20 protein-coding genes are annotated in these 15,130 nt (G+C 73.7%); 14 read left to right on the plus strand and 6 right to left on the minus strand.

All coding sequences use genetic code 11. The features are described from left to right. The gene (locus tag IF73_RS0114355; RefSeq protein WP_031007507.1) at positions 1–294 is read left to right on the plus strand and encodes an ArsR/SmtB family transcription factor; all 294 of its coding nucleotides are present in this window, start codon (positions 1–3) and stop codon (positions 292–294) included. Further along, positions 291–677 carry a VOC family protein gene (locus IF73_RS0114360; RefSeq protein WP_031007509.1) on the plus strand — a complete coding sequence of 129 codons (387 nt, stop codon included), beginning with the start codon at positions 291–293 and terminating at the stop codon, positions 675–677. Before IF73_RS0114355 ends, IF73_RS0114360 begins: the two co-directional genes overlap by 4 nt. A 78-nt stretch (positions 678–755) precedes the next feature. Here the strand turns inward: IF73_RS0114360 and IF73_RS0114365 are convergent, their stop codons facing one another. Beyond that, the gene (locus IF73_RS0114365; RefSeq protein ID WP_031007510.1) at positions 756–1,391 is read right to left on the minus strand and encodes a LysE family translocator; all 636 of its coding nucleotides are present in this window, start codon (positions 1,389–1,391) and stop codon (positions 756–758) included. A 93-nt stretch (positions 1,392–1,484) separates the two neighbouring features. On the opposite strand from IF73_RS0114365, the gene IF73_RS0114370 reads away from it, so the two are divergent. Together IF73_RS0114370 and IF73_RS0114375 are read left to right on the plus strand one after the other, a co-directional pair. Next, complete coding sequence (locus tag IF73_RS0114370) at positions 1,485–2,249, plus strand: alpha/beta fold hydrolase (protein ID WP_031007512.1); 765 nt, start codon at positions 1,485–1,487, stop codon at positions 2,247–2,249. A gap of 131 nt (positions 2,250–2,380) precedes the next feature. Beyond that, on the plus strand, positions 2,381–4,093 hold the full coding sequence (locus tag IF73_RS0114375; RefSeq protein WP_078868058.1) for a glycosyl hydrolase family 8: 1,713 nt from the start codon (positions 2,381–2,383) through the stop codon (positions 4,091–4,093). 11 nt (positions 4,094–4,104) lie between these two features. Here IF73_RS0114375 and IF73_RS0114380 read toward each other — a convergent pair whose 3' ends face one another. Then, positions 4,105–4,578: a hypothetical protein gene (locus tag IF73_RS0114380; protein WP_158822001.1), complete on the minus strand. Its 474-nt coding sequence runs from the start codon at positions 4,576–4,578 to the stop codon at positions 4,105–4,107. A 337-nt stretch (positions 4,579–4,915) separates the two neighbouring features. Here IF73_RS0114380 and IF73_RS0114390 point away from each other — a divergent pair, with 337 nt between their 5' ends. The 5 genes from IF73_RS0114390 (at position 4,916) to IF73_RS0114410 (ending at position 8,570) form a co-directional block, all read left to right on the plus strand. Then, entirely contained in the window at positions 4,916–5,221 is a 306-nt protein-coding gene (locus IF73_RS0114390) for a hypothetical protein (protein ID WP_031007518.1), read from the plus strand. Further along, positions 5,214–6,269 (plus strand): polyprenyl synthetase family protein, encoded by a 1,056-nt coding sequence (locus IF73_RS0114395; RefSeq protein WP_031007519.1) that lies wholly within the window; start codon positions 5,214–5,216, stop codon positions 6,267–6,269. Before IF73_RS0114390 ends, IF73_RS0114395 begins: the two co-directional genes overlap by 8 nt. 81 nt (positions 6,270–6,350) lie before the next feature. After that, entirely contained in the window at positions 6,351–7,517 is a 1,167-nt protein-coding gene (locus IF73_RS0114400) for an oxygenase MpaB family protein (protein WP_031007521.1), read from the plus strand. 130 nt (positions 7,518–7,647) lie between these two features. Continuing rightward, entirely contained in the window at positions 7,648–8,070 is a 423-nt protein-coding gene (locus tag IF73_RS0114405; protein ID WP_031007523.1) for an STAS domain-containing protein, read from the plus strand. A 29-nt stretch (positions 8,071–8,099) separates the two neighbouring features. Beyond that, a complete protein-coding gene (locus tag IF73_RS0114410) occupies positions 8,100–8,570 on the plus strand; it encodes an ATP-binding protein (protein WP_031007525.1) in 471 nt (156 codons plus the stop codon). On the opposite strand, the gene IF73_RS0114415 is transcribed toward IF73_RS0114410, so the two are convergent. Further along, positions 8,518–9,444 (minus strand): SigB/SigF/SigG family RNA polymerase sigma factor, encoded by a 927-nt coding sequence (locus IF73_RS0114415; protein WP_078868059.1) that lies wholly within the window; start codon positions 9,442–9,444, stop codon positions 8,518–8,520. The two genes, IF73_RS0114410 and IF73_RS0114415, sit on opposite strands and share 53 nt — an antisense overlap. A 268-nt stretch (positions 9,445–9,712) precedes the next feature. Here IF73_RS0114415 and IF73_RS0114420 point away from each other — a divergent pair, with 268 nt between their 5' ends. The 3 genes from IF73_RS0114420 to IF73_RS0114430 all read left to right on the plus strand — a co-directional run bounded on the left by IF73_RS0114420 (position 9,713) and on the right by IF73_RS0114430 (position 10,812). Further along, positions 9,713–10,060, plus strand: a complete 348-nt coding sequence (locus IF73_RS0114420) for an ATP-binding protein (protein ID WP_107049247.1) — start codon at positions 9,713–9,715, stop codon at positions 10,058–10,060. A gap of 77 nt (positions 10,061–10,137) precedes the next feature. Further along, on the plus strand, positions 10,138–10,467 hold the full coding sequence (locus IF73_RS0114425; RefSeq protein WP_051716779.1) for a DUF3040 domain-containing protein: 330 nt from the start codon (positions 10,138–10,140) through the stop codon (positions 10,465–10,467). A gap of 21 nt (positions 10,468–10,488) precedes the next feature. Further along, on the plus strand, positions 10,489–10,812 hold the full coding sequence (locus IF73_RS0114430; protein ID WP_031007533.1) for a hypothetical protein: 324 nt from the start codon (positions 10,489–10,491) through the stop codon (positions 10,810–10,812). A gap of 66 nt (positions 10,813–10,878) precedes the next feature. On the opposite strand, the gene IF73_RS0114435 is transcribed toward IF73_RS0114430, so the two are convergent. The 3 genes from IF73_RS0114435 to IF73_RS0114445 all read right to left on the minus strand — a co-directional run bounded on the left by IF73_RS0114435 (position 10,879) and on the right by IF73_RS0114445 (position 13,256). Beyond that, positions 10,879–12,240, minus strand: coding sequence for a carboxyl transferase domain-containing protein (locus IF73_RS0114435; protein WP_031007535.1), 1,362 nt, complete (start codon positions 12,238–12,240; stop codon positions 10,879–10,881). A gap of 85 nt (positions 12,241–12,325) precedes the next feature. Further along, positions 12,326–12,700: a DUF6114 domain-containing protein gene (locus IF73_RS0114440; RefSeq protein ID WP_051716781.1), complete on the minus strand. Its 375-nt coding sequence runs from the start codon at positions 12,698–12,700 to the stop codon at positions 12,326–12,328. 97 nt (positions 12,701–12,797) lie between these two features. Beyond that, positions 12,798–13,256 carry a Crp/Fnr family transcriptional regulator gene (locus IF73_RS0114445; RefSeq protein ID WP_031007539.1) on the minus strand — a complete coding sequence of 153 codons (459 nt, stop codon included), beginning with the start codon at positions 13,254–13,256 and terminating at the stop codon, positions 12,798–12,800. A gap of 181 nt (positions 13,257–13,437) precedes the next feature. Between IF73_RS0114445 and IF73_RS0114450 the strand changes: the two genes are divergently transcribed. After that, on the plus strand, positions 13,438–14,259 hold the full coding sequence (locus IF73_RS0114450) for an amino acid ABC transporter ATP-binding protein (protein WP_234338234.1): 822 nt from the start codon (positions 13,438–13,440) through the stop codon (positions 14,257–14,259). Positions 14,260–14,278: 19 nt separating this feature from the next. Then, positions 14,279–15,121 (plus strand): glutamate ABC transporter substrate-binding protein, encoded by an 843-nt coding sequence (locus IF73_RS0114455; protein WP_031007543.1) that lies wholly within the window; start codon positions 14,279–14,281, stop codon positions 15,119–15,121. The last annotated feature ends 9 nt before the right edge of the window (positions 15,122–15,130 follow it).

Raw genomic sequence — 15,130 nt, forward strand, 5'->3', positions numbered from 1 at the left:
ATGGAGGAGGATCTGTTCAAGGCGCTGGCCGACCCGACGCGCCGGGTGATCCTCGACGAGCTGACCGAACGCAACGGACAGTCGCTCTTCGAGATATGCGCCCGGCTGGCGACCCGGCACGGCCTCGCCCTCTCCCGGCAGGCGGTCAGCCAGCACCTCGCCGTGCTGGAGACCGCCGGCCTGGTCACGGCCCGTCGTGAGGGCCGCTACAAGTTCCACGACCTCGACCCCCGCCCCCTGGAGCACATCGTCACGCGATGGCTCGCCCCCGCACCCCCGGAGGACACCCCATGAGGATCAACCTGGCCAGCGTCTTCGTCGACGACCAGGAGAAGGCGCTCCGCTTCTACACCGACGTCCTCGGCTTCGAGCTCAAGCACGACGTGCCGCTCGGCGAGGACCGCTGGATCACGGTCGTCTCCCCGGAGGCCCCGGACGGTACCGAGCTCGTCCTGGAACCCTCGGGCCACCCCGCCGTCCCCCCGTACAAGGAGGCCCTGGTGGCCGACGGCATCCCGGCGACCTCCTTCGCCGTCGACGACGTCCACGCCGAACACACCCGCCTGACCGCCCTCGGCGTCCGCTTCACCCAGCCCCCGGTCGAGATGGGCCCGGTCACCACGGCGGTCCTCGACGACACCTGCGGCAACCTCATCCAGATCGCGCAGTACGCGTAACCCGACCGCACAGCCGCCGACCCCGCCCACGCGAAATCGGACGCGCCGTCGCGGACCTGCTGCGGCGCGGCGGGGTCGTCAGTCGGTGACCGCCAGGCGTACCGCGAAGGCTCCGATCACCGTGCCCGTCACCCGGTCCAGGGCCCGGCGGGCGCGGGGGCCGCGGAGCCAGGTGCCGAGGGCGGTCGCGGAGGCGATGAGGACCGTCGACCAGAGCATGCCGAGGACGACGTGGACGGAGGTCAGCGCGAGGCCCATGGCGAAGTGCGGCGCCTCGGCGGGGATGAACTGCGGCAGGACGGCGACGTAGAAGACGCCGACCTTGGGGTTGAGGAGGTTCGTCAGCGTGCCCTGCCGCCAGCCGCCGGAGAGCGTGTCGGCGCCGCCGGCCTCCACCTCCGCGTGCGCCCCGGTGCCGTCGCGCCGGAAGGTCTCGGCGATCATGCGGACCGCCATCCACAGCAGATAGGCGGCGCCCGCCCAGCGCAGGGTCTCGTACGCGAGGTGCGAGGCGGTCAGCAGGGCCGTGACACCCAGGGAGGTCAGCGCGCCCCAGACCAGGGTGCCGGTCTGGATGCCGAGGACGACGCCCCACGCGCGGGTGCGGCGGCCGAGCGCGGCCGTGCGGAGGACGAGGGCCGAGTCGAGGCCCGGAGTGAGGGTGAGGAGTCCCACGACCAGAGCGAAGGACCAGAGTGCGGTGCTCGATGCCATGGGAGGCCACCGTAGCGCAGGCCCGGCCGCCACCGGCCGGGCAACCCTCACTCCGGCCGTCGGGCGCGGTCGGCGCGTTCATAGGGTGGCCGCATGAGAGAACTGTTCCTGGCGGACCGGCGGGCGTACCTGCGGTGGATCGACCTCCCGGGCGACGGCCCCGTCCGCGTCTACCTCCACGGCCTCGGCTGCACGGCCGCCTCCGACTTCGCGCACATCGCCACCCACCCGGCGCTGGGCGGCGGCCGCGCCCTGCTGGTCGACCTGCTCGGGCACGGACTGAGCGACCGCCCCGCCGACTTCGACTACCGGCCCGAGGGGCAGGCCGCGGCGGTCGCCGCGCTCCTCGACCACCTCGACCTGACCGGCGTCCACCTCGTCGGCCACTCCATGGGCGGGGCCGTCGCCCTCCACCTGGCCGCGGCCCGGCCCGGGCGGATCGCCCGGCTGGTGGTCGCGGAACCCAACCTGTACGCGGGCGGAGGCGCGTTCAGCACACCGGTGGCGCGCCAGACCGAGGAGCAGTTCGTCCGCAGCGGGTTCGCCAGGATGCTGGCGCTCGCCGACCGGGCCGACTACGCGGCGCGGCTGCGGCTCGCCGACCCGCGGGCCGTGCACCGCTGCGCGGTCGCGCTCGTCGCGGGCGGCGACCCCGAGGCCGGCGACGTGCTCGGCGCGCTCACCATGCCCCGGGCGTTCCTGGTGGGGGAGAAGAGCCTGCCGGACCCGGCGGCGGAGCAGGCGGCGGCGATGGGCGTCCCCGTCCTGGAGGTGCCGGCCGCGGGGCACAACATGATGCTCGACAACCCGGACGGCTTCGCCACCGCCCTGGCCCGCGCCCTGACGCTTCCCCGATAGACAGCGGTCCTCCCTGCCGGGGCCCCGCGCAGAGGTCTTGCGCGGGGCCCCCGCCGCTCTCTACGCTCGGCGCGCCGATGGTTAGGAACGTTTCCTAACGAGCAATGGCCGTGAAGTGAAAGGGAGTTGTCATGCGCCGACGAAGCCTCCTCGCGCGAAGTGCCACCCCACGCACCGCCGTTCCCCGCAGGGGCATACCGCGCGGCGTCGTCCCGCTCGGACTCGCCGCCCTGCTGGCCCTGCCCCTCACCGTCCTCCCCGGGCACCACGCCGAGGCCGCCGACAGCCTCGTCTCCGCGGGCAAGCCCGCGACCTCGTCCTCCGTGGAGGGCTCCGGCTTCGGCCCCGGCCTCGCCGTGGACGGCGACACCACCACCCGCTGGGCCAGCCTCGAAGGCGTCGACCCCCAGTGGATCCGGATCGACCTCGGGGCGAACCACACCCTGTCCCGGGTGAAGCTCGACTGGGAGGCCGCGTACGCGAAGACGTACCGCATCCAGACCTCGGCCGACGGCTCCACCTGGACCGACGTCTACACGACGACGACCGGTGACGGCGCCGTCGACGACCTCACGGTCTCCGGCAGCGGCCGCTACGTCCGGATGTACGGCACCGGACGCGGCACACCGTACGGTTACTCGCTCTGGGAGTTCCAGGTCTACGGCGCGCCCACCGGCGGAGGCGGCGGCACCGGCCCCGCCGTCCCCTTCGGCAGCCACCTCAAGCCCTACGCGGCCGGCATGCTCAAGCCCTCCGGCACCCAGGCCGCGCTCGACCAGAAGGTCGTCGACTACTACAACCGCTGGAAGTCCGCCTTCGTCCGGCAGAACTGCGGCAACGGCTGGTACCAGGTCATCTCGCCCGACGCCGACCACCCGTACGTCGCCGAGGCCCAGGGCTACGGCATGGTCATCGCCGCCACCATGGCCGGCGCCGACCCGGACGCCAAGAAGATCTTCGACGGCCTGGTCAAGTGGAAGCTCGACCACCCGTCCTCGATCAACCCCGACCTCCTCGCCGCCGAACAGGACGTCAACTGCCGCAGCGTCAACGGCGGCGACGGCGCCACCGACGGCGACATGGACGTCGCCTACGGCCTGCTCCTCGCCGACAAGCAGTGGGGCAGCGGCGGCACCTACGACTACAAGGCGCTCGCCCTCAAGCACATCGCGGCCATCAAGAAGGACGAGCTGAACCCCACCACCAAGCTGCTCAAGCTCGGCGACTGGTCCAGCTCGGGCGACCAGTACTACTACATCTCCCGCACCTCGGACTGGATGGTCGACCACTTCCGCGCCTTCCGCGCCGCCTCCGGCGACACCACCTGGGACGCCGTCCGCACCGCCCACCAGACGCAGATCGCCAACCTCCAGTCCGGCTACGCCCCCGCCACCGGCCTCCTCCCCGACTTCGTCGTCGACACCGCCACCAGCCCCAAGCCGGCCCCGAACCAGGTCCTGGAGGACCCCAACGACGGCCAGTACTGGTGGAACGCCTGCCGCACCCCCTGGCGCATCGCCGACGACGCCGTGACCAGCGGCGACGCCAAGTCCCTCGCCGCGGCGCGCAAGCTGAACACCTGGATCAAGGGCAAGACCGGCGGCGACCCGAACAGGATCGGCATCGGCTACAAGCTCAACGGCACCCAGATCTCCGCCGGCAGCGAGGCCGCCTTCTTCGCGCCCTTCGCCGTCGCGGCCATGACCGACTCCGGCAGCCAGGCGTGGCTCGACGCGCTGTGGAACAAGATGCTCGCCACGCCGGTCGACACCAGCAGCTACTTCTCCGCCAGCATCCAGCTCCAGGTGATGATCACGGTCTCCGGCAACCACTGGGTGCCGTAGGCGCCGACGGGTCAGACCGTGGGCACCAGGCCCTCCCGGGGATCGGCGCGGACCGCCGCCTGCCAGACGGTCGGTCCGCAGCCCTCCCCGTTCGGGGTCGCCTTCCGCAGGGTGACCCGCGTGGAACCGTCGTGGACGACCCGGCCGCCCCCGGCCGGGTCGGTGACCGACAGACGCACCGCCACCTCCCGCGGCCCGTCCTCCTCCGGCAGCCGCACCTGGAGCGAGCCGAACGGGAACTTCCGCGACGACCCACGCTCCCCGCACTCCTCGTCCGCGCAGAGCCGGAACCGCGCGCCCTCGGGGTAGGCCGCCGGATCCCAGGTCACCGACACGCCGGAGTCCGCGCCGATCAGTGTGCAGACCCGCCCCGGCCCGACCTGGCAGGCGGTCGCCGTCAGCAGCGCGGTGACGGAGACCGCGAGGGCGGCCCGGGGGCCGCGGCGGGGCGAGCGCGACACGAGACGTGCGGATATCCGGATCATGGAGGTCAACTACAGGGTGATCCCGGAAAGTTCAACCAGACCCGTGACCAGACCTGTGGCCGGGTCCACGGCCAGACCCACGATCAGACCCACGGCCGGCCCCGCGGCCGGCCCCACGACCAGACCCACGGTCGGGTTCCACGACCAGACCCACGACCGGTCCCCCGGCCGGACCTCACGACCAGACCCCACGACCGGGCCCTCCGGCCCGGACTTCCGACCATGATCACCTGAACGAGTGAGCGGACCGCCGGCGCGGTCCGCTCGTGGTCCATCCTGGCTCGGTAGGCGCCCGCCGCGGACGCCCCCACCCCCCTTCCCCCAGGAGCCGGCCGGCATGACCAACCGCACCGACCGAGACGAACGCCCCGACGAACAGGCCCTGTTGCTCGTCGCCGGACTCGCCGACCTGATGGTGGACACCCTCGGCACCGCCGTCGGGTCGTTCCGCTCGCTCCTCGGCCGGTCCGACTCCGCGGACCTCGCCCAGGACGCCGCCGCCGACCTCCGCGCCCGCGGCCGGCTCGCCCTCGACCGCCTCGCCCCCGGCGGGGACGGCTCCGGCGGGCTCGCCCACATGGAGGTCCTGGCCCGCGAGTCCCTCGCCTGCCGGGCCGCCGCCGCGGCTGCCTCCGATGAGTGACGGCTGGGCGCCGGAGGCGTTCAAGACCCGCACCGACACCGTCCTCGCCGGCTTCCTCGACGACGAGGCCGCCGAACTCCTCGCCGTCGACGACGCCCTCGACCCGCTCGCCGAGGCCCTCCGCGCCACCGCCCGGCACGGCAAGCGGCTCCGCGCCGCCTTCTGCTACTGGGGCTGGCGCGCCGCCGGCCAGCCCGACAGCGACGCCCTGATGCGGGCCGCCGCCGCCATGGAACTCGTCCACGCGGCCGCCGTCGTCCACGACGACCTCATCGACGACAGCCCGCTCCGGCACGGCCGCCCCACCGCCCACCACGCCTTCGCGGCCCTGCCGCACCCCCGCCGGCGCCCCCGGGCCGCGGCCCGCGCCCTCGCCCTGCTCCTCGGCGACCACCTGATGGCCCTGGCCGGCCGCCTCTACGCCGAGTCCGGGCTGCCCGCCGCGTACCTCTCCCGCGGCCGCCCCCTCTGGGCCGCGCTCGCCCGCGAACTCGTCGCCGGCGAAGCCCTGGAGATCCTGCACACCGGCGGCCTCCCGGACACCGGCACCTCGCTCAAGGTGATCCGTTACAAGACGGCCAAGTACACCGTCGAACAGCCCCTCCTCCTCGGCGCCCTGCTCGCCGGAGCCCCCGCCGCGCTCCGCGACGGACTCTCCCGGTACGGGCTGCCGCTCGGCGAGGCGTTCCAGCTCCGCGACGACCTGCTCGGCCTCTTCGGCGACCCCGCCCGCACCGGCAAGGCCCCGCTCGACGACCTCCGCACCGCCCGGCCCACCGTGCTGCTCGCCGAGACCTGGAGCGCCGCCGGCCCCGCCCAGCGCGAGCTGCTGCGCCGGACCCTCGCCGGGGACGGAACGCCGGACGACGACGGGCTGCGCGAGGTGCGCGCGCTCATGACGGAACTCGGCGCGCCCGCCCGCGTCGAGCGGATGATCGCCGGCCGCGTCGAGGACGCCGTCCGCACCCTCGACGAACTCGACCTGCCCGCCCCCGCCCACCGCGCCCTCACCGACCTGGCCCACCGCGCCGCCGTCCGCCACCACTGAACCGCCCCCGGCCCACCGCGCCGCCGTCCGCCACCACCGAACCGCCCCCGAACCGCCCCGAACCGAGCCTGGAGCGCACCCGTGACCACCACCACGCACACCGAGGCGTCCCTCGACGCGCTGCGCCACAGCGGCGACGAGCTCGCCGACGCGGTCGTCGCGACCCTCTTCGAGCGGGGCGAGGTCGGCCTCTTCAACTCCCTCATGCGGTACGTCTCCGTCTCCGGCCAGGAGCTGCCCGCCGGCCTCCCCGACGTGGCCCGGGAGTACCTGGAGGCCACCGCCGTCCCGCCCGCCTGGGTGGACTGGAACGAGATGGAGAAGGCCCGGCTCTTCTTCACCGACAACAACGTCCACATCAACACGGCCCTCTCCTTCGCCGCCATGCCCGCCTGCTACGTCGTCCCGCGCGTGGCCCGGCTGCTCTCCGCCACCCACGGGCTGCGCTACCCGAGCAAGCGGATGGCCGAGACCGGCCAGTTCACCGTCTACCTCATGCGGCCCGACGCCTTCGAGGCCGGCGGACGGTTCGTCCCCGCCGCCCAGAAGGTCCGCCTGCTGCACGCCTCCATCCGCCACCACCTGATCCGCTCCGACCGCTGGGACACCGCCGCCGACGGCGTGCCCATCTGCCAGGAGGACATGATCGGTGGGCAGATGTTCTTCTCGATGCTCGTCCTCGACAGCCTCCACCGACTGGGCATCCACATGTCCACCGAGGGAGCCGAGGCGTACTACTACGCCTGGCGGGTCGTCGGCGCGATGCTCGGCGTCGACCAGGAGGCGGTGCCCAAGACCCTCGACGAGGCGCGCCGCTACCTCGACCTCTACCTGTTGCGGTACATGGCCCCCTCGGAGGAGGGCGTCCTGCTCACCCGGCAGCTGATCGACCTGTACGAGGAGGTCGTCCCCGGCACCTTCTTCGACCCGGTCGTCTCCGCCCTCATCCGCCACCTCGTCGGCGACACCTGCGGCGACTGGCTCGGCGTGCCCCGCAGCCGCTGGGACACCGCGGTGAAGGCCGTGCCGACGCTGCTCGGCGTCCTGGAGTCGGTGGAGGACGCCTCGCCGTTCGCCGCCTGGGCGCTCGACCGGCTCGGCCACCTCACCTCGGTCTTCGAGCTGTCCACGCTCACCCGGGGCCGCGTGATGCACTACGCCATCCCGGAGCACCTCAGGAAGGAGTACGGCGTCGACACGGGCGTCTCCCGCAAGAGCCGCTGGACCCCGCCGCCGGCCACCGTCTGACCCCGCCGCGCGGGAAGGCTCCGGCCCCACCGTTCCCGCCGCCCCCACCGCTCCCGCCGAGGCAAGGCTCTACTCGCAGACCATGTCGATTGGGATGAAAATAGTCTCACCCGGTGAAGGTGAGGCATGCATGGACAGCGAGCGGAACGGGTTCGGCGAAGAGCCGCCGGCCCGCCGGGGCGACCGCTTCACGGTGGACGTCCGGTCCGCCTGGGGCACCGAGACCGTCGTCGTCGTCCCGCGGGGAGAACTGGACCACGACACGGTCGAGCCGCTGCGCACCGCCCTGGAGAAGCACGAGGACGCGGCCCGGATCGTCGTCGACTGCGCCGGGCTCGACTTCTGCGACTCCACCGGCCTGAACCTGCTGCTCAGGGCCCGTTCGCGGGCCCTGGAGGCGGGGGCACGCCTCGACCTCGCCGGACTGCGACCCCCCGTCGACCGCATGTTCGAGATCACCGGGGCCCTCCACGTCTTCCAGGTGTACGCCGACGTGGGCGCGGCCCTCGCCGCCGACGGCACGGGCGACGCCCGCCCCGCGGGCCCGGCGTGACGGGCCCTCCGGCAGTGTGGGAGGGCGAGATGACCCAGGGCGACGGGACACCCGTGCAGACCCGCCGGCTGCTGCTGCACGGCAGCGTGGGCGCGGTCTCCCGCTGCCGCGACTTCACCGCGCGGGCGCTCGCCGACTGGGGCTGGATCCCCGCCGAGAGCCCGCGCGCCCGGGAGCGGGTCGAGGACGTGCTGCTGCTGGTCTCCGAGGTGGTCACCAACGCCTGTCTGCACGGCGGGGGACCGGAGGAGTTCGTCCTCCGGTACGGGGCCGGGGTGCTGCGCGTCGAGGTCGCCGACCGGAGCCCCGAGCACCCGCGACGGATGGCGCCCCGCTCCCCCTCGCTGCCCGGCGGTCACGGGCTGATGGTCCTCGACCGGCTGGCGAGCGACTGGGGCTCCTCCGACCGGGGGCCGGACGCCCCGGGCAAGGTGGTGTGGCTGGAGGTCAGCCGGCCGTCCGGTCCTCCGTGGCGCCGTCGTCCAGCAGACCGCTCCTGAGTTCGCCGAGGATCCGGGCCAGCAGCCGGGAAACGTGCATCTGGGAGAGGCCGACCCGCGCGCCGATCTCGGCCTGGGTCAGCTCCTCGCCGAAGCGCAGGGAGAGGATCAGGCGGTCGCGGTCGTCGAGCCGGGCCAGCAGGGGCCGCAGCGAGTCCAGGTCGTCGATCAGCTCGTAGGCGGGCTCCTCGACGGCGGTGCGCCGGCCGGTGCTTCCCTGCGGGGCGCGGTCGGAGTCGTCGTCGCCGACGGGCGCGTCCAGCGAATGGGCCGTGTAGGCGTTGGCCGCGAGCTCGCCCTCGGCCACCTCCTCCGGCGTCAGGTGCAGCTGCTCGGCGAGCTCCGACCGGTCGGGCCGGTGGCCGTCCCGCTGCTCCAGCGCGTCGGACGTCTTGGCGAGGTCGATCCGCAGCTCCTGGAGCCGGCGCGGCACCCGTACGGCCCAGCCGGTGTCTCGGAAGAATCGTTTCATCTCGCCGACGATGGTGGGGAGTGCGAAGGCGGAGAACTCGACGCCGCGCTCCGGGTCGAACCGGTCGATCGCCTTGATCAGCCCGATGGTTCCCACCTGGATGATGTCCTCCGCCGGCTCGGGGCGGCCGCGGAAGCGCCGCGCGGCGAACTTCACCAGGCTCAGGTTCAGCTCGACGAGGGTGTTGCGGACGTAGGCGTGCTCCGGGGTGCCCTCGTCGAGGGCGCGCAGCCGCGCGAAGAGCGCCACGGACAGCGTCCGGGCGTCGTCCGTCGTCGCCTCGGTCGGGTTCTCCGGCTCGGAGAGGCCCCCCAGCGCCCGGCGCCGGACGGCCGCCGCGTGCAGAGGACCGTCGTCGCGGGTGCGGGGCGGCGATTCGTTGGTGGCTCGGCCAATGGCCATGGCTTCCCCATCGACGCTTCCGGCGGGCCGGCTCCGCCCCAGGAAGGCAGGGCGAACGTCACGGACCGTCGGTTGAACGTCCTGAGGAAAGGATTCCCCTGAGAGGGTGTTCTGACTCATTTTCCGAGTGTTTAGTCCCTTCCGTCACGGCTAGACGCCGACTATGACGAAAGGCGACGGGAAACGGACAGCTGCACGCACCAGGCGCTACGCGCTCGGCGGAGGGCCGGGGACGGCCGGCCGGCTCCGTGACCTCTCCGCACAGGCGGTGACGGACTGGTACGCACCGCTCTCCCCGGCCGCCCGGACGGCCGCCGACGACGTACTGCTGCTCGTCACCGAGCTGGTCGCCCTCTCGGTGCGGCGCGGGGGAGTCCCGTACGAGCTCCGCCTCGACCGTTCCGTGGACGGCGTCTGGCTCCAGGTGAGCGACACCGTCCCCGGGCACCCCCTCACCCAGGACCGGCACCGCCCGGGCCGCCCCGTGGAGCACTGCCTGTACCTGGTCCAGCGGCTCGCCGGCGCCTGGGGCTGTGTGCCACGGGAGCGCGGGCGGACGGTCTGGTGCGAGGTTCCCTTCCCACCGGGGCCCACCGTCCGGGAGTTCGCCGTCTGAAGGCGTCCCGGGCGGGTAGCCGCCCGGTGGGACGACCCCGCCGGCGGTGGGCGACCAGGACCGAGGAGGTGCCCGCGATGGAAGAGGCCCGGCTCTCCGCGTACGAGCGGCGCGTACTGGCCGAGATCGAGGAGGACCTGAGCACCGACGACGGCCTCGCCCGGAGCATGGCCGGACACCGGCCCTCCCCTCACCTGCCCCGGTCGCGGCTCACCGCTCGGTCCCCCTTCGGCGCCCTGGTGCTCGGCGCCGCGACGCTGGCCCTGCTCGTCCTCGCTGTGGCGACCGCCAGCCCGGCGCTGACCTGGGCCTTCGCCGCCGCCTGGGTGGTGACGCTGATCCTGCTGCTGCGCATGGTGGTCCGCTGGACCCGGCAGCACGCCGGCGGCGGCCGGCCCGACGCATGACACCGACGAGAGGAGCCCGCGATGCCCCGCGGATCGAACGCCAAGCGCGAGAGGCAGTACGAGCACATCAAGGAGAGCGCGCTGGACCGCGGCGAGAGCCAGAAGCGCGCCGAGGAGATCGCCGCCCGTACCGTCAACAAGGAACGGGCCCGTTCGGGCGAGTCGAAGACGGCGAGCAAGAGCTCGACCCAGGACATGTCCTCGTCGCGGCGCGGCGGGAAGCGCTCGCACAGCGGCTCCGAGGGACCGACCTACGACCAGCTCTACGCGGAGGCCCAGCGCCGCAATCTGCACGGCAGGTCACAGATGAACAAGGCCGAGCTGAAGAAGAAGCTCGGCCACTGAACCACCGAGGGCCCCGGAGACACGGTCCCAGCCCACCGGACCACCGGGGCCCGCCCCTGTCCGCGCTCAGTCCGCCCGGCCGGCCCGATGCGCCGGCCGGGCGCCCACCACGCCCTCGACGACCCCCAGGTCCACCAGGTCCTCCGGGCGCAGACGGAGCCGGTCGGCCGTCACGTCCGCCTCCTCCGGAGGACGCTTCAGGATGGCCGTGGCCAGTTCCGGCGCGATCACCGAGAAGTACGCGTCCGGGGTCGCCCAGGTCCGGCCCGGCGCGGCCAGCGCCAGCGCGCCCCCCGAACCGCCCTCGCCGATCAGCAGGGCGGTGACCGGCACCCGCGCCTCCGCTACGGCGCCGAAGAGCTCCGCGATGGCAGGCCCGGCCCCGGCCCGCTCCGCCTCGGCGTCGTTGGCGGCGCCCGGGGTGTCGATCAGCGTCAGCACCGGGATCCCGAGCCGGCCGGCCAGCCGCACCAGCCGGGCGGCGGTACGGAACCCGGCCGGCCGGGTCGCGGTCCCGCACTGCGCCGCGTACGCGGCCGTACGCCCGTCGGGGAGGCGGCCGAAGCCGCACCGGATCCCCGGGTCGGTGCCGCCCGAGCGGTCGCCCGAGAGCTCCGCCCGCTCGGTGAACACCTCGGCGAGATACCGGTCGGCGCGCGGCCGCTCCGGTCGGCGGGCGCGGGCCACGGCCTCCCGCCCCCTCGCCGACGGCTCCGTGCCGCCGAGCGCGTACGGCGGCGGCACCGGGCCCTCGGCGGGGCGGGTGAGCAGCGCCAGCCAGCGGCCCAGCACCGCCCGCAGCTCCCCGGGCGGGACGACGGCGTCCACGTGCCCGTGGGCGAGCTGGGACTCCGCCGTGTACGCCGCGGGGTCGGCGTCCGGCGGCCGGACCCGGGCTCCCGCGAAGCCGACCTGCGCCCCCGGCAGCGCGAGGACCACGTCGGAACCGGCTCCGAGGGTGGCCCAGCCGCCACCGGTCGTCGGATCGCGCAGGACCGCGAGCTGGGGCAGCCCGGCGGCCCGGGTCAGCGCCGACTCCCCGGCCAGCCGCTGGAGCTGGACGAGCGCCCGCATCCCCTCCTGCATCCGGCTGCCGCCCGTCGCGAGGAGCACGGTCACGGGCAGCCGGTGCGCCCGGGCGTGGGCGTGGGCGGCGGCGACCCGGGCGCCGGTCCCCTCGCCGATGGAGCCGCCGAGGAAGCCGAACTCGAAGGAGACGAGCACCGTCCGCGTACCGCCGACCGTGCCGGTGCCGCAGACCACCGACTCGGACTCGCCCGAGCGGTCGGCCGCCGCGGCCCTCGCCCGGCCGTGGCCGGGCCAGCCGAGCGGCCCGTCGCCGTCCGACGGGCCCTCGGGGCGGGGGAGTTCGGTGAAGTCGTCGGTGACGAGGGCCAGTGCCTCGCGCGCGTTCGCAGGTGCTGTCATCGGGGCCTCCCGCCCGTCGCCAGGTCCGCCACCGTACCGCCGGGTAGCCACCCCCGACCGGCCCCCGGCCCGGGTGCGGCGAAGATCACCCCGGGGTGGTCGCGCCGTCCCGGCCGGACGGGCCGCCGAGCGCCGCCAGACCGCCCGCGATCCCCAGCGTCATGCCGACGAGGAACCCGCCCAGGTCGGACGCCACCCAGGAGCCGAGCGAGGCGAGGACGCCGACGACCGCGTACCGGCGCCGCCCGCGCGGATGGAGGACGACCAGCACCCCGCAGCCGCACATCAGCAGCGGCAGCGCGTACCGCACGTCGGCCCCTGCCGACAGCAGCACGCCCGGCCCGGCCCGCTGGACCAGCAGGATCTCCGCGCCGCCGAGCGCCAGGGCGAGCCCCGCGCCGAACGGCCTCCGCCGCCACGCCTGCCGGGCGCGCGCCGTGCCGGGACCGGACCGGGTCATGCGCTGCTCCTGACGCCGGGGGAGCGGTACGGGACGGGGAACCGCCCGGACCGTACGCCCGCCGCCGCCAGAGGTCAACGCCCGTGCGCCGCCCGCCTCAGGCCATGATCCCGCTGCCGTGCGGCGCGTACAGGTCGAGCAGCCGCACCCGCGTCACCTGGAGCCGGTGCGCCAGGATCGACCCGACCCAGAAGTACACCGCCGACCCGAACGCCTCGTCCGTGTGGCACATCGACCGGACCGCCGTCGCGTCGAACTGGTACGCCCGGACCGGGGTCATCGCCTCCGCCCCCGACTGGCACAGATACGGCGGGAACAGCCAGGACAGGCCCACCAGCTCCCCGTGGCGCAGGGTCTCGATCACCGGCGAACCCCGCCCGGGCACCTTGGCGTCCAGATTCACCGCGCCCGTCTTCACGATCCAGAACCGCTCCGCGTGCTGCTGCTCCTCGAAGAGCCGGTCACCGGAGTCAAAGTACACATCCTCGGCGAAGGCCATCAGCCGCTCGCGGTGCTCCGCCGGCAGCGTACTGACCTTGGGTGCGGCACTCCTCATGGCGGACCCTCCTCCTCGCGCGTACGGCTCCGCTCCCAGTCTCCGCCCACCACGGCCGGTCCGCAGGCGGCGGCGCGCGGGCACTCCCGGGACACCGCCCCGGCGTGCGTCCGGACGGAGCAGGGCGGAGCATGAGACCGAGGAGGAAACGGCAGACGGGGGCGTGAGCCAGGAGGGTGACATGCCCGTCCCGGAAGTGCCCGGCCCGGACCGCGGCGGCGCGCCCGGACCCGACCGCGGCGACGTGCCCGGCCGGTACGACGACGGCGACGCGCTCGTGGTCCTCCGCGGGGTCGACAAGCACTTCGGGACCCTCCACGTCCTCCAGTCCATCGACCTGACCATCCGGCGCGGCGAGGTCGTCGTCGTGATCGGGCCCTCCGGCTCCGGGAAGTCCACCCTCTGCCGGGCGATCAACCGCCTGGAGACCATCGACAGCGGCGAGATCCGCATCGACGGCCGCCCGCTGCCCGCCGAGGGCAGGGAACTCGCCAGGCTCCGCGCCGACGTCGGCATGGTCTTCCAGTCCTTCAACCTCTTCGCCCACAAGACCGTCCTCGACAACGTCACCCTGGGACAGATCAAGGTCCGCAAGAAGGACCGCAAGGACGCCGAGGAACGCGCCCGCGCCCTCCTCGACCGGGTCGGCGTCGCCGCCCAGGCCGACAAGTACCCGGCGCAGCTCTCCGGCGGCCAGCAGCAGCGCGTCGCCATCGCCCGCGCCCTCGCCATGGACCCGAAGGTGATGCTCTTCGACGAACCGACCTCCGCCCTCGACCCCGAGATGATCAACGAGGTCCTGGAGGTCATGCAGCAACTGGCCCGCGAGGGCATGACCATGGTCGTCGTCACCCACGAGATGGGCTTCGCCCGCTCCGCCGCCAACCGGGTCGTCTTCATGGCCGACGGCCGGATCGTCGAGGAGACCACCCCCGGCGAGTTCTTCGGCAACCCGCGCACCGCCCGCGCCCGCGACTTCCTCTCCAAGATCCTCCACCACTGAGCCCCCACGGGGTGATCACATGAACCCGCTCAGGACCACCAGGACCCTCGTCGCCTCCGCGACGGCCGTCGTCCTCGCCCTCGGCACGGCGTCCCTCGCCCAGGGAGCCGTACCCGCGGACCACGACGACGACGACCAGATCACCATCGGCATCAAGTTCGACCAGCCCGGCATCGGCCTCAAGACCCCCGACGGCACCTACACCGGCTTCGACGTCGACGTGGCCACCTACATCGCGAAGCAGCTCGGCCACGAACCCGACCAGATCGTGTGGAAGGAGGCGAAGAGCGCCGACCGCGAGACCATGCTCCAGCGCGGCGACGTCGACTTCATCGCCGCCTCCTACTCGATCAACGACGAGCGCGCCGAGAAGGTCGACTTCGCCGGCCCCTACCTCCTCGCCCACCAGGACGTGCTGATCCGCGCCGACGACGACTCCATCAAGCAGCCGTCCGACCTGAACGACAAGCGGCTCTGCTCGGTCACCGGCTCCACCTCCGCGCAGAACGTCAAGGACGAGATCGCCCCCGACGCCCAGCTCCAGGAGTACGGCGGCTACTCCGAGTGCCTGACCGGCCTGGAGAACGGCGTCATCGACGCCCTCACCACCGACGACTCCATCCTCGCCGGCTACGCCGCCCAGGAGGAGTTCAAGGGCAAGTTCAAGCTCGGCGGCTTCGAGCTGAGCAACGAGAACTACGGCATCGGCGTCCAGAAGGGCAGCGACCTCAAGGCCGAGAGCAACACCGCCCTGGAGAAGATGGTCGAGGACGGCTCCTGGGACGAGGCCGTCGAGAAGAACTTCGGCCCGGCGAACTACCAGAACGAACCCGCCCCGAAGATCGGCGTGATCGTCGAGTGAGCCGGCCGC

This window comes from Streptomyces sp. NRRL F-5727 (assembly GCF_000719555.1).
Taxonomy (GTDB): domain Bacteria; phylum Actinomycetota; class Actinomycetes; order Streptomycetales; family Streptomycetaceae; genus Streptomyces.